The organism is Piscibacillus salipiscarius (assembly GCF_042685285.1).
GTDB lineage: Bacteria > Bacillota > Bacilli > Bacillales > Alkalibacillaceae > Piscibacillus > Piscibacillus salipiscarius.
Genome location: NZ_JBHUMZ010000014.1, coordinates 1 through 15,127, shown reverse-complemented (window position 1 = coordinate 15,127; position 15,127 = coordinate 1). Strand labels below are relative to the sequence as shown.

Here is a 15,127-nt window from a genome sequence, read left to right as displayed (position 1 = left end):
AATTATATACGACCATTTTCGAAATTAAATTGCCACAGCCCTGTAGAATACAGGACCGTGGCAGCATAGGTGTTTTTTCTTGTCTCATTTCCCTGGGTCAGTTCATAAGGCTTGTGAGCTTTTAAATAGAGTCTTATTATTAATTATTTCCTTTTCCATTTTTGTTATCATATATAACCCTGACTTCTTCCCATGTTTCATTCCCAAATGTATCCTTCGACCAGATCATAATGATGTTTTCACCATCTTCTAGTTTAACATTTGTACGGAATGAACCATTTTTTACTTTCGTATCTTTACCATTCACACGTATAAAGTCTAGGTTATCTTCTGAGACTTGCCCCTCTACTTCTACAGATTTTTTGTGAACCGTGTCGCCATCTTCTGGTGATTCAATTGTGATTATTGGCGCAACCGAGTCTACATAGACTGTTATCGTTTGCACTGTTTCATTTCCAGCTTGATCAACAGCCTTAACTGAAATACTATTTTCGCCTTGTTCTAGTGTTATATCGGCTTCATAGTTACCGTTATCAAGAGTTGCTTCTGATCCATTTATGTTAACACTCTCTAGATTTTCTTCCTCCACTTGACCTTGAACGGTAACCGATGTTTTATTAAACTCTTCTCCATCTTGCGGTGAGTTAATGGATACAATTGGAGGTGCACTATCTAATATTACCTCCACTTGATTGGACGGACGTGTAAGACTTTCTCCTTGTGCGGCCTTTGCTGTAATGGTATTTGAACCTTCCGTTAGGGAGATTTCAGCACTAAAATCTCCATCTTCCGAAGACGAAACCACAGCTACTTCTGATCCATTTTTATACAGATAAATTTCTTTATTCGGATTGGCTTGACCTTCAACTGTAATCGTGTTTTCAGCCGTATATGAATTATTTAAAGGTGATGTAATTTCCGGTACGGCTTCATCATATGCTACTTCAGCGCGAATCATGTAGTTTCCATCGGAAGTTGAAGTCTGCTTCCATTCACCATCAATATAAGAATAGTTTCTTCCAGAAGACTCAGAACTTGTGTCCCTATTAATAGCTGGTGTATATGGATATTCATCTTTTTGAATATAAGCAAGGTAAAAATCACCTTCAACAATAATTTCCTCACCACTTAAATCTATAAATGTCCAGTCTGTTTCAGAGCGGATTGCTTCAGCTTCAAGAGGACCGGCAATTTTCTCCCCAGGCAAACCATTTGGACCGGTTGAGTCATACACTTCGACTAAAAATTCAGTTCCACCTGGATCTGGACGATCACCACCATCAAATTTGTAGTAACCTCCTGTTAACACTGCCCGATTTTTTCCATCTGCAAGTGACATTTTCACAGCCCATCCATTTCCAGCAGAATACATATAGTTTAGGGCTTCTGCGGTACCATCATCATAAGTAATTGTTTCTGATGTACCAACAATTGGCGGTAAAACTATATTTTGAACCGATTCTTCATTACCAACCACAGTCACTTCTGCTGTATTCGGGTAATGCATTGGATCGGACACTTTTAATGTGTATGTTCCTTCAAAAGCTGTTAAACTGAAGGACCCATCAGCATTTGTTTCAACAGGTTCGATATTGGCATCTTCGACTAGGTAGACTCTTGCTCCTTCAACTGGTTCTCCTGTTAATTCATCTGTAATAACACCAGTAATTGTTCCGCTTTCTTTCTCCTCAAGCGTGAAATTCGTCGTAACCTCTTCGTCATCTGCAACTTCAATCGTTTTGGTTTGAGAATGGTAACCATAGGACTCCGCAATAACACTGAATTCCCCAGCTGGATGGCGTAAAGCATAACTCCCATTTTGAGGGTTAGTTACAACTGACCTACCTGTTTCTAATACACTTACTTGCGCTTCAATTGGTAATAGTGATAATTTGTTGTCCGTTTCCACCTTGGTATCTTTACCAGTAAAGTCAGATGTATTGATTGTTTCTAGATCTGAACTTGTATTATCACTCTCACCATTATTTGTAGCGCTTAAAGCAACATCATCAATATACCAACCTGGTTGTTCTGTACTAAAATCCGAATAGGTATAAAACGCAATAAAAATTCCTTGACCGGCATATTCTGAAAGATCTATTGATGCATCAACCCATGACCTTGAATCTCCTTGAACCATTGAAAGTTCCGTCCAATCTTGCCCATTTGTAGATACCATGACATAACCATAATCATAAGCAGCACCTGTATATTCTGACTGTTCAAAACTATACCATTGTTTAAAGTGTAAAAAGGCTTCTCCTTCAGGTAAAACAATTGGTGGCATGACGAGCATTTCTCTCATCCCACTCGAATAGTCTCCTGAAAGATTAGTCGCATATACCTTTTCACCAGATGCTGCACCATTAGGACCTGACGTTGGAACACCCCATTCCCAATTAGGATTTTCACCGACAATTGTCCAGCCAGTAGGCTCTGTTTCAAAGTCTTCAGAGTAACCAATCGTTAAACTTTCTAACACCGTGACTATATATTCCTCACTCGTAACTGTATTTCCAGCATAGTCAGTAATAGTCCATTTATAAGTTAGCGTTCCTGCTTCGACAACACCTGCTGGAATTGTAGCGAGGTACTCTCCATTTAAATAGTTGCCATTAACACGTTCTGAATCGACATAATTCCATTCTCCATCGTTCATTTTATACGCTAACTCAACAGATTCAACGCTAATATTATCACTTGCTTGAACTGTTAGATCAACTTGTAACCCCTCAGATGCCTCAGAAATAGGTGTATGTGTATAATCTGGATCCTCTGTATCTTCTCCTTCAATCGTTACATTCCCTTTAATCATTCCCATACCTTGTGTTTCTGACAATACGGCATCATAAGCGTTTAAAAGTCCATAACCATAACCTTGGTTAGGAGACTCGGGGAAATTTCGATCGGTTAAGGGAGTAGCTGTTTCAATAAGAATTTGCTCGATTTCATTTACTGTCACATTGGCATTAGCTTGGCGTAACAACGCAACCGCTCCAGCAACGTGTGGTGCCGCCATTGAAGTACCACTCTTTTCTCCATAACCTCCATTAGGTAAGGTGGAACGAATATTAACACCGGGTGCTGTTAATTCAGGCTTAATTTCATCATATGGAGATGGTCCTTGAAAAGAGAAATCGGCTAAAGCATCTTCCTCATCAACTGCACCAACGGCAAAAGATTCTGGATAATTAGCCGGGCTTGCAATAGTACCGGGACCATTTGGATATAAAATTGATGCATTTCCTGCTGCAAATACCGGGAAAATGCCATAGGCTCTCCAAGTCTGAACGACCTCTAAAAACCATTCATTGACACCTGGTCCACCACTCCATGAATTATTGACAACATCTGGAGCCATATCAACTCTACCCCCAGGCGCCATAATCCACTCTGCAGCCTCTAAAATATCAGAATCTGAACCGCTACCCTCTGTATCAAAAGCTTTCGCCGCAATCCACTTTGCCCCAGGAGCAACACCAATTTTGTTCGTTCCATCAGGTTCGCTTCCGACCATTGATCCTGTTACATGGGTTCCATGTCCATTGTCATCATAACTTTCTGCTTGTCCACTTACCGCATCAAAAAAACTATATTGATGATCAACTGTTCCGTCTCCTGCATTATAGCCACGATACTTTTCTTTTAGGGCTGGATGGTCCCATTGAACACCAGAATCAATGCTGGCAACAACAGCTCCTGCCCCATCAATTCCTAACTCCCATGCTTTTGGTGCTAATACCTGACTGACATTCCATTGTACATTTTCATCGCTTGAAGCTCTCTTTAAGTCAGAGTCTGTTACCAAATTTCGTTCTTCATCTAAATAAATTTTCTTCACTTCCTTAAAGGAAGCAACCTTTTCAATGACTTCCTTTGAGCCGGTGAAAGAAATGGCATTCATAACATGATAGGAATTGTATTTTTTAACTGTTCCCTTTTGTTGCTCTTGGCTTAATAATTCTAGCAAAGGCGCTTGCGTTTGGTGTGCATTTGCCTTTAATTCTGTCAAAATTTCTGAACGCACCATATGCTTCCTATTTAATCCTAGTGCTTTTTTCTCATCTGCATTATTATTTGCTTGTTTCATTATGTTAGCAGCATCAATTTGTTGATTTAATATAATGATAAGCGATAGTTCATCACTGCTATCCATCTGTTCTCTAACTTTGTTGTCAATTTTATGAGTTGATGATTGCTGTAAACTGTCTTGAATGGAATTGTTTTGAGATTCAGCTATAGACATTGTCGATAAAGAAGTGCTCAAAACTAACACTATTGTCGAAACAAGAAATAAAATGCTCCGTAATCGTTTTGTCACTAAGACCCCTCCTATTTCTATTAATTTAAGATAGCTTCGTCTAGTAAACTATCAAATTATTAATAGATTACAGGATACGACATAAAAATCTTGTCATTATTTGACTATTTTCATGAGCAAAATGTTCTAATTTTTCGACTTTTATATTATCTAATAAAAAGAGCCCTTAAACCCATATATTCAGAGTTTAAGAGCTGAAATGAAGGAAGTAACTACCTGTTATTACTTAGATCACTCCCACTTAAAGTATCGGTTGGATATTAAAACAGATACTCCAGCAAACGATACGAGTGCTAAGACACTAGTAATGTCTGAGAAAGAAAATGCTCCTCTCCACACGAGCTGTAATACATCATGTACATAATATAATGGAACAAATTGTGCAATCGTCTGAACAGTTTCTGGGTATATTTCTAAAGGAATTGTGACGCCAGAAAGAAATAACATAATATACATGAGAACGAAAGCTATTCCTAAACCTGCACCAGCTGTTTTGGAAACACTTGTAATGATTAAACAGAAACTACAAAAGCCCACAGTTACAATAACAAGCATTAAAAAATAAGACATTATGTGTTCTGTCATGGGGACTTTGAATAAAAAATAGGCAATGACCATAATTTCAATTGCACCAACAATTGCCGCGATAATTGCTTTCATTAGGATACTTAAAAACATAACCCACGGACGTAATGGAGTACCTTTTAGCCGCCTTAAAACACCTTTTTCCCGATCAATCACTAGTTGAAGGCCAATAGTAAACAACCCGATATTTAAAATCATGATTGCTATCATAGCAGATATGTATAAATCGAAATATTCCACTCCACCATATGATTCATTTCCAAATATATTTCCAAAGATAATAAACAAAACTGCAGGTAATACGAACGTAAAGCCCAGAGCCATAGGATCCCTCAAAAATAACTTTAAGTCTGCAATCATATGGTTCGTTATCATTTTACTCATGCACGAGTCTCCTCCCTCATCACTCCAGTCAAGTTCATGTATACATCTTCAAGATTTCCTTGTTTACTTGGAAGCAGTTTTTCCAGTTCTTGCTTTGTTCCACAGGCTACCATTTTTCCTTTTTTTAATACACCTATTCTGTCGCAGAGGGATTGTGCTTCTTCCATATAATTAGTCGTTAAAATAATAGTTTTTCCTTCTGACTTTAGCTTCTGAATGATACTCCATATATCTCGTCTTATTTCGGGGTCAAGTCCCGTGGTGGGTTCATCTAATACTACGATGTCGGGATCATTAATTAGAGCCAAAGCAAAAGATACACGTTGTTTCCAACCACCAGATAAGTGCTTAATATATTTATTCAAGTACCCTTCCAATCTCAACATAGAAACCAACTCTTCTATAGGGCGATTCTTCTTGTAGTAAGAAGCAAAAAGTTTCAGTACCTCTTTTACCTTGAGTTTTTCATATAGACTTGCTTGCTGGAGCTGCACACCAATTTTTTCCCGTAGTTGATAAAAGTCGTTTTGTGAGTCTAGACCGATTACTTGTGCACTTCCATTATCCGGTTTTCTAAATGCAGTAATCATCTCGATGAATGTTGTTTTACCTGCCCCATTCGGACCAATAATACCAAATACTTCACCTTCATATACTTCTAAATTTATATGATTTACAGCTATATGACTCCCATATCTTTTCGTCAATTCATTGGCGTGAATTATTACTTTAGACAAGACTACCAATCCTTTCACCTATATTGACTTTCAATTCAAACATCATTATTTCTCATGACTACACATACAAAAACACCCATAAACATTAATGTAATAATGCTCATGGGTGTTTAAAGTGTCTTTTAAATTTGTTCTACAAAAAAGTTATAGTACCGGTGGTCGGGTTCGAACCGACACTCCGTGAGGAACACGATTTTGAGTCGTGCGCGTCTGCCAATTCCGCCACACCGGCATGTGAAATATTTACGACAAGAATAAATATAACATGATTTAGTTTGTTTAGTCAATCTCTAAAATTAGCGAAGAAGGCAGTTCCACCCTGCCTTCTTGCTGTTTATAATTCATCAAATCCATTGGTGTCAGATACCTTCGTATATTGACGGGATTTTTGCTCGAAGAAGTCTGACTTGCCTTCGTCCACTTCTTTATAAGCCTTGATCCACTTCATTGGATTCTCCGTAATATGAGGGTAAGGTGCATTGACGCCTAATAGCTTACATCGTTTATTCGCTGTATACTTAATGTACTCCTCTAGTTCATCCATGTTAATGCCATCAATTTTGTTCCCAATAATATGCTGACCCCATTTGACTTCAAGATCAACAGCCTTTTTAAAGGTATCCGTCACAAACTGTTTATTCTCTTCTGTATTTAATCCTGGGTTCTCATTCAAAGTTTCTTTAAAAATATGCGCAAACAAATTCACGTGAATAAGCTCATCACGGTTAATGTAATTAATCATCGTGCTCGTTGAGACCATCTTCTGGTTTCGGGCAAGGTTATAAAAGAACGCAAAGCCAGCATAGAAGAATAAGCCTTCTAACACGACATCATAGACGACGGATTCAATGAATGCTTGAGGCGTTTGTACCTCTACAAATCGGTCATAGCCCTCTGCGATAAACTGATTTCGTTCCAGCAGCACTTCATCATGTTTCCAGTATTCAAAGATGCGGTCTTGTTCATCTTTATCGACTAATGACGATAGGACATAGGAATACGACTGATTATGAACCACTTCTTGGAACGACAGGACTTGCATCAAGGCTGACAAGCTCGAATCCGTTAAGTAATCCGCTACTTTAGCTGAATAGTCCGTTTGAATCGAATCTAGGAATGCTAGTAGCCCGATGATTTTCTTAAATGTTTCTTGTTCGTCGTTAGTTAATTCTGGCCACTGCTTACGGTCATTAGACATATTAATTTCAAATGGTGTCCAGAAGTTGGCGAGCATATTTTTATACATCGGGTATGCCCAGCTAAATCTGACATCATCCCAGTTAAGCACATTGGAGCTTTCTCCATTAATGATCCCTGTTGATGCATTCGGTGCTTGATAGTCATATAAACGTCGTTTTTGTATCGTTTCAGTCATAATAATTCCTCCTTACGATGCGCAGCTTTCGCAGTCTTCGATTTCTGATGACGTTGATCTTGTGTAATAGGTCGTTTTGAATTTGGCTTTCCAGGCTGACAGATGCATCGCTAGTAATTCTTTAGCTTTAATATGATTTTTGACGTAAAAGTTAAACGATATCGACTGATCAATATGCTTCTGGCGTGCTTCGTTTTGTTTAATCGTCCAGCTGTGGTCCATGTCATAGGCTGATTTATATAACCAAAATGTTTTCGCGCTTAAATCGGGTGCCGTGACCGGAATCTTATAATCTTTCTTTTCTTCTGAGTAGAATTTTTTAAAAATCGGATCGATACTTGCGGTACTTCCTGCAATTAGGCTTGTACTCGAGTTCGGCGCAACCGCCAATAAGTAGCCATTCCGAATGCCGTGTTTTTGGACATCTTGCATTAGTTCTTGCCACTCAGAAGAATGGTAGCCACGTTTTTCAAAATAATGGCCACTCTCCCATTCCGACCCCTCAAAATAAGGATAGGCTCCCTTTTCTTTGGCAAGTTCATGGCTTGCCTTAATCGTTAAATAAGCAATTCGTTCATATAGCTCGTCCGCAAATTTCACCGCTTCTTCTGACTCCCAGCGAATGCCTTTAAGCGCAAGCAAATGGTGATACCCAAACGTACCGAGTCCAACAGCACGATAGTTTTGGTTCGTAATTTGCGCCTGCAAGACTGGAATTGTGTTTAAATCTATCACATTATCTAGCATTCTAATCTGAATCGGAATGAGCCTTTCTAACACATCTTCTGACGCAGCCCGGCCAAGATTAATGCTTGATAGATTACAGACGACAAAGTCACCAGGCGATTTAGTTACGACAATTTTGCCGTCCTTTGTTTTCTGTTCTTCAACCGTGGTCGGACTTTGGTTTTGCGTGATTTCGGTGCATAGATTCGATGAATAGATCATGCCTTTGTGACTGTTCGGGTTCTTTCGGTTGACCTCATCACGGTAAAACATAAAGGGAGTCCCTGTCTCAAGCTGACTAATCATAACCCGCTTCATAATCTCAATGGCCGGAACTTCTTCTTTGGATAAATCAGGTTGCCTCACACATTCTTCGTATTTGTCTCTAAACGAAACTTCTCCATCTTCCTCATCATAAAAGTCTTCTAAACTATAGCCCATCACGCTTCTAACTTCGTGTGGATCAAATAGATACCAGCTTTCTCTCGCTTCGACTTTTTCCATAAAGAGATCTGGGATGCATACGCCTGTAAACAAATCGTGTGTACGCTGGCGTTCATCCCCGTTATTTAGCTTAGCGTCTAAGAATTTGTGTATATCCTTATGCCAAACGTCTAAGTAAACGGCAATGGCTCCTTGTCTTTGGCCAAGCTGATCAACACTAACTGCTGTATTATTCAGCTGCTTCATCCACGGCATCACGCCGCTCGACACACCTTTAAATCCTTTGATTGAACTTCCATGCGAGCGAATTTTACCTAAATAGACACCGATTCCGCCGCCATTTTTAGATAAATTCGCAATATCCGTATTCGAATCATAGATTCCTTGCAAACTATCATCGACCGTATCTATAAAACAACTAGACAGCTGCCCATGAGCTTTTCCTGCATTAGACAGGGTTGGAGTCGCAACGGTCATATATAAGTTGCTCATCGCCCAGTACGCTTCTTTAATGAGCTGCAATCTCTTATCTTTCGGTTCATGTATCATAAGTGTCATTGCAATCGTCATAAAACGTTCTTGTGGTAGTTCGAACACGCGACCTTCGTGATCTTTTGCCAAGTATCGATCGGCAAGCGTCCTGATCCCGATGTAAGTAAATAGTCGATCACGTTCAGGCTCTATCACAGTTTCAAGCTCTTTAAATTCCTCTTCGTCATAGTGAGTCAATAACTGATCACTATAGATGTTGATCTTTGATAAGTGCTTCGTAAGCTCATAAAAGCTGCCATATGGCTCTGCCTTTGAGTAACCTCGATTACCCGCTGCCTTTTGATATAGCTGATCTAAGTACACGCGTGCGCAGACATATGTCCAGTCCGGCTCGTCAGGACTAATGTTCTCAAGGCCTCTTAATAGAATTTCATTGGTCATCTGTTCTTTTGTGATTGTTTCTTTAGATGTGACGGCCTGAATGATTTTTTCCGTAAAGGAATTAGATTCTAGATGACCGAACTGGTTTAAGATCGATGCTAAGTAGTTTTTTAAATGTTGTCCATTGAACTCCTCAGTACCCTCTTCCGTTTGTAGAACTGTTTTAGATATAACCTGCATCTTTTTCCCTCCAAAATAAAAAATTCGCTTCCCGCGGGGAGAAGCGAACAAAACGATATGTATAGCTATACTGAATATAAATCAGGTAAAGCTAGCGTATATCGTTTCATTCTCTCAATCCCCGAAGAGTGTGAAACTTTTTCTCATTAAGGCAGGTCTCCTGACTTGCGCATCAGCCTACTCTGAACCTTCCCTTACAGGCACCCAACTATTGAGTGATCCTGCAAAGTGGTCATTCATTTCGTCCGCGCTTACAGTTGCGGGGGCAGTTCTGGAGTTACACCAGATTCCCTTTTAAGCAAATAGCACCTTAACAAGAATACTATATATAGATTTTTGATTAACACAAATACAATATATTGTGTTAATTTGCATTATAGATGATTTAATCTCATAACACAAGAGGGTTTAAATTATTTTTCATTTAACCTTTGATTGCACCTTCTGTCATGCCTTTTGTGATGCGTCTTTGGAAAATCGCATACAGAATAATGACTGGAATGATCGCAATCGCTAGGCTTGCGAATAACGTTCCCCAAGCATTGGTGTACTGCGCTTCATTACTAATGTAGTCAATGGCTAGTGCTAGTGTATAGTTGGTTTCTGTCTGCAGGAAAATAAGCGCCATAAAGTATTCGTTCCAGAACTGAATCGTGTTCATGATGGTGACGGTAATAATCCCGGATGTCGTAAGTGGCGTGACGATTTTCCACAGAATGCCGTATGGCGACATACCATCGATCGCCGCTGACTCTTCTAGCGATTTTGGAATCGTACTGATAAAACTTGTTAGCACGAAAATCGTAAATGGTAGTTGTGATAACGCATAAACGATCGCAAGGCCTATTAAACTATCTAGCATATTCAATTGAGCAAGTAAGAAAAATAATGGAATCCAAGCCAGCACCATTGGGATCATCATAGCTGAAATATAAAGCGTGAATAAGAAGTTACTCCCTTTAAACCGAACCCTCTCAATAGCATATGCTGTTGGAATGGCTAACACTAAACATAAAATCGCGCCTAATGCTGTTACGATTAAACTATTGAGTACGCTCGTTCCGATATTATATTCTGTCCACGCCGTGATGAAATTTTGATAATTAAACGTTTCAGGAAATCCCCAAGGGTTCGCATAGATCTCAGCGTTTGTTTTAAATGAGCCTAGGAACATCCAAAAGATGGGGTATAGCACGGCTAACGTCCAAATCAATAATGGTATTCTAATACCGAACCTGGCAACTCTCTCTCCGATTGATAATTTCATATGCTCCCCCTCCTAGTACTCTACTTTGTCTCTACGAAGCAAGAATTGTAGTAATAGTACGGTGATTAATGAAAGTACTAGAATCATAACCCCAATTGTTGCCCCGTAACCAAAGTTGTATTGTTTAAAAGCTTGTTGATATAAATAAGAACCCATAACGTGCGTTGCGTTATTAGGTCCCCCGCCCGTCATTACTTGAACAATGATAAAGGAACCGTTTAACGTGGTAATCACTATGTATAGAATCGATATTTTAATTTGAGGCCAAATTAATGGTAGTGTCACATGCCAAAATTGTTGCCACTCATTTGCCCCGTCAATACGAGCTGCTTCGTAGGTGCTTTTCGATATGTTGGCAATCCCGCCCATGAGTAATAACATGAATAGGCCAATCCCAGCCCAAACAGATGGTAATACTAAACTAGGCAGTGCCCAATCTTCACTTCCTAACCACGGTTTAGCCCATTCTTCAAGGCCGATTTTCTCTAAACCTGTATTTACAAGCCCTAAGCTTGGGTTATAAATAAACATCCAAAGAATCCCGATCACGACAACTGACATAATATTTGGAAAGAAGAAAACCACGCGATAGAACGGTGCTTCTTTAATCTTCAACTGAGTTAAAACAACCGCAACAAATAACGCTATTATCATAATTCCAATTACTTTTGTCACAACTAGAAAATAGTCATGCCAAATGGTCATAGGAATAATGTCATCAGTAAATAATTTTTTGTAATTATCAAAACCGACAAATTCTCGGGTGTTGGATGCACCTGACCATTCGAAAAATGAAAAATAAAGACCATTAAATAATGGATAAAGTGTAAAAATACTAAACATGATAAACGTAGGAATTAAACAAAAGGCAAGAAATATATATTTTTGTTTCTTATTTTGTACCATCGTGATCACTCTCTTCGCCTAAATAGTATATGGAATGCAGAAAGGATCCGCATTCCATATATAATTCTACTAATATTAGTTATTGTGCATTTCGATATTCTTCTGCCGCTTTCTCAGCTTCTTCAACAAATTCTTCTGCGGTAATATTACCAAGCATGAGTGAGACTAGAGCGTCACTAATAGGTGTTTCTAAATCAGCACTCATTGGGTGCGGCTTATGATAAATCTGTACCTGTTCAGGATCATTAATCATTTTGTTAGCTTCGATTAAATAATCAGGCACTTCTTCACTTTGCGATAAATCCACACCTGAAACGTTCATAATCGCACCTGTGTGCTCAGAGAACGATTTCGCATACTCTCTTGTAAAGACAAAGTCTACAAAAGCTTTAGCAGCTTCAGGGTTCTCAGCTTCCTTAGCAATCGCTAATGGACGTAAGTCAGGAACAATGGCCATTGGCTCTCCTGCTTTGTTCATTGGTGATGGAATAAAACCATACTTGAAGTCATCTGGTGTATCACCTGACATTTCATTCGGAAGCCAGAATCCAACTGGAATAAACGCATTATCATGTAGTAGGAAATTCATTTGTGATTGTGTATGGTTTAATGCACCAAATCCTGGGTCAACATAGCCTTCTTCAGCCATTTTCTGTACGTTTTGCATGATAGATAATATCTCTTCACTTGACCATGCGCCTTCTTCACCTTTAATCGCACTTGCGAGTAATTCATTACCACCATAAGCCGAAATAGCTGGATATAACATACCTCTTAAAAAGTAGTATGGATATTGACCAGTTGTTACGAATGGTGCAATTCCTTCACTTTCTTTAATGTTACCCATTGTGCTCATAAACGATTCAAAGTCTTTTGGTACTTCATAGCCTTCTTCATCGAACCAAGCCATGTCATACCAAGTACCCCAAGTATCGAATACTAAAGGTAAACTGTAAAGCTCACCATCATAAGAAGCTGGTTCAGCAATAAAGTTGTCTACTAGTTTGGAACCATCCTCAAGTTCAATCTCCTGAGCCCACTCTGTTAAATTCATTAACTGATCATCTTCAACCATTTGAGTTTCACTTGAACCTGCACCATCAATGTATACTACATCAGGTGGATCGCCAGAAACCCAACGCGATCTCATTTCTTCATTGATGTTTGGCCCTGCGTGTTCTACGATTTCAACATTTGGATATTCTTCTTGGAAATCCCCAATGACTTCCTTCCACCAAGAATCTCCATATCCACCGACAAAATACTGAATTTCAAGCTGTCCAGAAATCTCACCATCGTTAGCGCCTTCATTGCTTTCACTGCCTGTCTCTTCACCACTGGATTCCTCACCAGACTCTGGTGACTCCTCATTTCCTGGAACCTCTTCTGGCGCACACGCAGCAATGAACACTAACAAGAACAACGCTAACCATAACGTTAATCCATGCCACTTAATTTGCTTAACCAAGTTCCCATCCCCCTATATCAAATTTTATTTAAAACCAAAATCTGAAGTGTCAAAAGTATGTAATCGCTTCCAGTGACAATTCAGAAAATTTATTTTAATTATAATCCGAATGATTTTTTATGTCAAATTCATTTAGCAAAAAACGTAATAATATTTCAATATAATTAAAATAAAAAAGTTGATAAACAGATCGACTGCTTACCAACTTGGGTATGTAAGTAAATGAAATTGTTTGGAGGCGGCAACCGGATTCGAACCGGTGATAAAGGTTTTGCAGACCTCTGCCTTACCACTTGGCTATGCCGCCACATAAAAAAATGGAGCGGAAGACGGGATTCGAACCCGCGACCCCCACCTTGGCAAGGTGGTGTTCTACCACTGAACTACTTCCGCTTAAATGGCTGGGCCAGCTGGATTCGAACCAGCGCATGACGGTACCAAAAACCGTTGCCTTACCGCTTGGCTATGGCCCAACATGGGGCGATCGGTGGGAATCGAACCCACGAATGCCGGAGCCACAATCCGGTGCGTTAACCACTTCGCCACGACCGCCATATGACAGGGGTAGTAGGAATCGAACCCACATCAAAGGTTTTGGAGACCTTCGTTTTACCATTAAACTATACCCCTATATATTATGTTAAAAAATGGTGGAGGGGGAGAGATTCGAACTCCCGAACCCTGAGGGAGCGGATTTACAGTCCGCCGCGTTTAGCCACTTCGCTACCCCTCCAAAAAGATGGTGGCTCGGGACGGAATCGAACCGCCGACACACGGATTTTCAGTCCGTTGCTCTACCGACTGAGCTACCGAGCCAATGAAATGATGCTTATTTAATTATGTAGTGGCGGTCCGGACGGGACTCGAACCCGCGACCTCCTGCGTGACAGGCAGGCATTCTAACCAGCTGAACTACCGGACCAATTTGGTTGCACTCTACGAGCACTCCATATTCCATCTCGCAAAGAAGTAAATTCGACGTAGTGTCGATGAATAATTTGGTTGCGGGGACAGGATTTGAACCTGCGACCTCCGGGTTATGAGCCCGACGAGCTACCAGACTGCTCCACCCCGCGGTATTGTCAATCGCTCTATTATTAGAGCCCTGACTATAAATGTTATTAATTTTTTAAACTGCTCGTCGCGTTGCAAGCCATTTCGGCGAAGCTTACGCTCCTCGCAAAACCTACGCAGATGATGGTTCAAGATGTTTACGGTCTTGCTCCACCCCGCGGTATTGTCAGATCCTCTTATTTAGAGTTCTGATTAAGTTATTGAAAAATTACATTTGGGTCCCTTATAAATGGTGGAGGATGGCGGGCTCGAACCACCGACCCCTTGCTTGTAAGGCAAGTGCTCTCCCAGCTGAGCTAATCCTCCAGGGCATTAAGTATAAAAGATGACCCGTACGGGATTCGAACCCGTGTTACCGCCGTGAAAGGGCGGTGTCTTAACCACTTGACCAACGGGCCATAATTAATCATTATGGCGGAGAGCGAGGGATTCGAACCCTCGAGACCGCGGTAGCGGCCTACACGATTTCCAATCGTGCTCCTTCGACCACTCGGACAGCTCTCCAAAAAAATGGCTCCAGCGGCAGGATTCGAACCTGCGACCGATCGGTTAACAGCCGATTGCTCTACCACTGAGCTACGCTGGAATATGTTTTAAACTGTCCACGAAGGAGAAGTAAAAGATAATGCCCGGCAGCGTCCTACTCTCACAGGGGAAACACCCCAATTACCATCGGCGCTAGAGAGCTTAACTGCTGTGTTCGGCATGGGAACAGGTGTGACCTCTC

At 40.3% G+C, this 15,127-nt stretch carries 8 protein-coding genes, 14 tRNA genes, 1 rRNA gene and 1 riboswitch; all 23 genes read right to left on the bottom strand.

Annotation, left to right across the window (positions count from 1 at the left end):
* Window positions 1-139: 139 nt before the first annotated feature.
* Window positions 140-4,321, bottom strand: a complete 4,182-nt coding sequence (locus tag ACFSW4_RS04660) for a S8 family serine peptidase (protein WP_377327747.1) — start codon at window positions 4,319-4,321, stop codon at window positions 140-142.
* A 231-nt stretch (window positions 4,322-4,552) separates the two neighbouring features.
* Window positions 4,553-5,290, bottom strand: a complete 738-nt coding sequence (locus ACFSW4_RS04655; protein WP_054755000.1) for an ABC transporter permease — start codon at window positions 5,288-5,290, stop codon at window positions 4,553-4,555.
* Entirely contained in the window at window positions 5,287-6,027 is a 741-nt protein-coding gene (locus ACFSW4_RS04650; protein ID WP_377327745.1) for an ABC transporter ATP-binding protein, read from the bottom strand. The genes ACFSW4_RS04655 and ACFSW4_RS04650 overlap by 4 nt, the downstream gene beginning before the upstream one ends.
* Window positions 6,028-6,177: 150 nt before the next feature.
* A tRNA-Leu gene (locus tag ACFSW4_RS04645) sits at window positions 6,178-6,259 on the bottom strand.
* Window positions 6,260-6,361: 102 nt separating this feature from the next.
* Window positions 6,362-7,402: a ribonucleotide-diphosphate reductase subunit beta gene (locus ACFSW4_RS04640; RefSeq protein ID WP_377327743.1), complete on the bottom strand. Its 1,041-nt coding sequence runs from the start codon at window positions 7,400-7,402 to the stop codon at window positions 6,362-6,364.
* A 12-nt stretch (window positions 7,403-7,414) separates the two neighbouring features.
* Complete coding sequence (locus ACFSW4_RS04635; RefSeq protein ID WP_377327741.1) at window positions 7,415-9,685, bottom strand: ribonucleoside-diphosphate reductase subunit alpha; 2,271 nt, start codon at window positions 9,683-9,685, stop codon at window positions 7,415-7,417.
* A gap of 133 nt (window positions 9,686-9,818) precedes the next feature.
* Window positions 9,819-10,013, bottom strand: a riboswitch (cobalamin riboswitch).
* Window positions 10,014-10,109: 96 nt separating this feature from the next.
* Window positions 10,110-10,952, bottom strand: coding sequence for a carbohydrate ABC transporter permease (locus ACFSW4_RS04630; RefSeq protein WP_377327739.1), 843 nt, complete (start codon window positions 10,950-10,952; stop codon window positions 10,110-10,112).
* Window positions 10,953-10,964: 12 nt separating this feature from the next.
* Entirely contained in the window at window positions 10,965-11,858 is an 894-nt protein-coding gene (locus ACFSW4_RS04625; RefSeq protein WP_377327737.1) for a carbohydrate ABC transporter permease, read from the bottom strand.
* A 79-nt stretch (window positions 11,859-11,937) separates the two neighbouring features.
* A complete protein-coding gene (locus ACFSW4_RS04620) occupies window positions 11,938-13,326 on the bottom strand; it encodes an ABC transporter substrate-binding protein (RefSeq protein WP_377327735.1) in 1,389 nt (462 codons plus the stop codon).
* Between the two features lie 233 nt (window positions 13,327-13,559).
* Window positions 13,560-13,633: transfer RNA gene (locus tag ACFSW4_RS04615), tRNA-Cys, on the bottom strand.
* Window positions 13,634-13,644: 11 nt separating this feature from the next.
* A tRNA-Gly gene (locus tag ACFSW4_RS04610) sits at window positions 13,645-13,719 on the bottom strand.
* A 5-nt stretch (window positions 13,720-13,724) separates the two neighbouring features.
* Window positions 13,725-13,799 (bottom strand) — tRNA-Gln (locus tag ACFSW4_RS04605).
* 3 nt (window positions 13,800-13,802) lie between these two features.
* Window positions 13,803-13,878, bottom strand: a tRNA-His gene (locus ACFSW4_RS04600).
* Between the two features lie 7 nt (window positions 13,879-13,885).
* Window positions 13,886-13,956: transfer RNA gene (locus ACFSW4_RS04595), tRNA-Trp, on the bottom strand.
* 18 nt (window positions 13,957-13,974) lie between these two features.
* Window positions 13,975-14,059: transfer RNA gene (locus tag ACFSW4_RS04590), tRNA-Tyr, on the bottom strand.
* A gap of 7 nt (window positions 14,060-14,066) precedes the next feature.
* A tRNA-Phe gene (locus ACFSW4_RS04585) sits at window positions 14,067-14,142 on the bottom strand.
* A gap of 29 nt (window positions 14,143-14,171) precedes the next feature.
* Window positions 14,172-14,248 (bottom strand) — tRNA-Asp (locus ACFSW4_RS04580).
* A gap of 77 nt (window positions 14,249-14,325) precedes the next feature.
* Window positions 14,326-14,402, bottom strand: a tRNA-Met gene (locus ACFSW4_RS04575).
* 228 nt (window positions 14,403-14,630) lie between these two features.
* Window positions 14,631-14,706, bottom strand: a tRNA-Val gene (locus ACFSW4_RS04570).
* Between the two features lie 20 nt (window positions 14,707-14,726).
* Window positions 14,727-14,798, bottom strand: a tRNA-Glu gene (locus ACFSW4_RS04565).
* 14 nt (window positions 14,799-14,812) lie between these two features.
* A tRNA-Ser gene (locus ACFSW4_RS04560) sits at window positions 14,813-14,904 on the bottom strand.
* A gap of 7 nt (window positions 14,905-14,911) precedes the next feature.
* Window positions 14,912-14,986: transfer RNA gene (locus tag ACFSW4_RS04555), tRNA-Asn, on the bottom strand.
* Window positions 14,987-15,027: 41 nt separating this feature from the next.
* A 5S ribosomal RNA gene (gene rrf, locus ACFSW4_RS04550) occupies window positions 15,028-15,127 on the bottom strand; the annotation flags it as partial.

Bases quoted from the DNA above. Each gene is read 5' to 3' on its own strand.
- ACFSW4_RS04655 (WP_054755000.1), bottom strand. From the start codon at position 5,290: ATGAGTAAAATGATAACGAACCATATGATTGCAGACTTAAAGTTATTT.
- ACFSW4_RS04630 (WP_377327739.1), bottom strand. From the start codon at position 10,952: ATGAAATTATCAATCGGAGAGAGAGTTGCCAGGTTCGGTATTAGAATA.
- ACFSW4_RS04625 (WP_377327737.1), bottom strand. From the start codon at position 11,858: ATGGTACAAAATAAGAAACAAAAATATATATTTCTTGCCTTTTGTTTA.
- ACFSW4_RS04640 (WP_377327743.1), bottom strand. From the start codon at position 7,402: ATGACTGAAACGATACAAAAACGACGTTTATATGACTATCAAGCACCG.
- ACFSW4_RS04635 (WP_377327741.1), bottom strand. From the start codon at position 9,685: ATGCAGGTTATATCTAAAACAGTTCTACAAACGGAAGAGGGTACTGAG.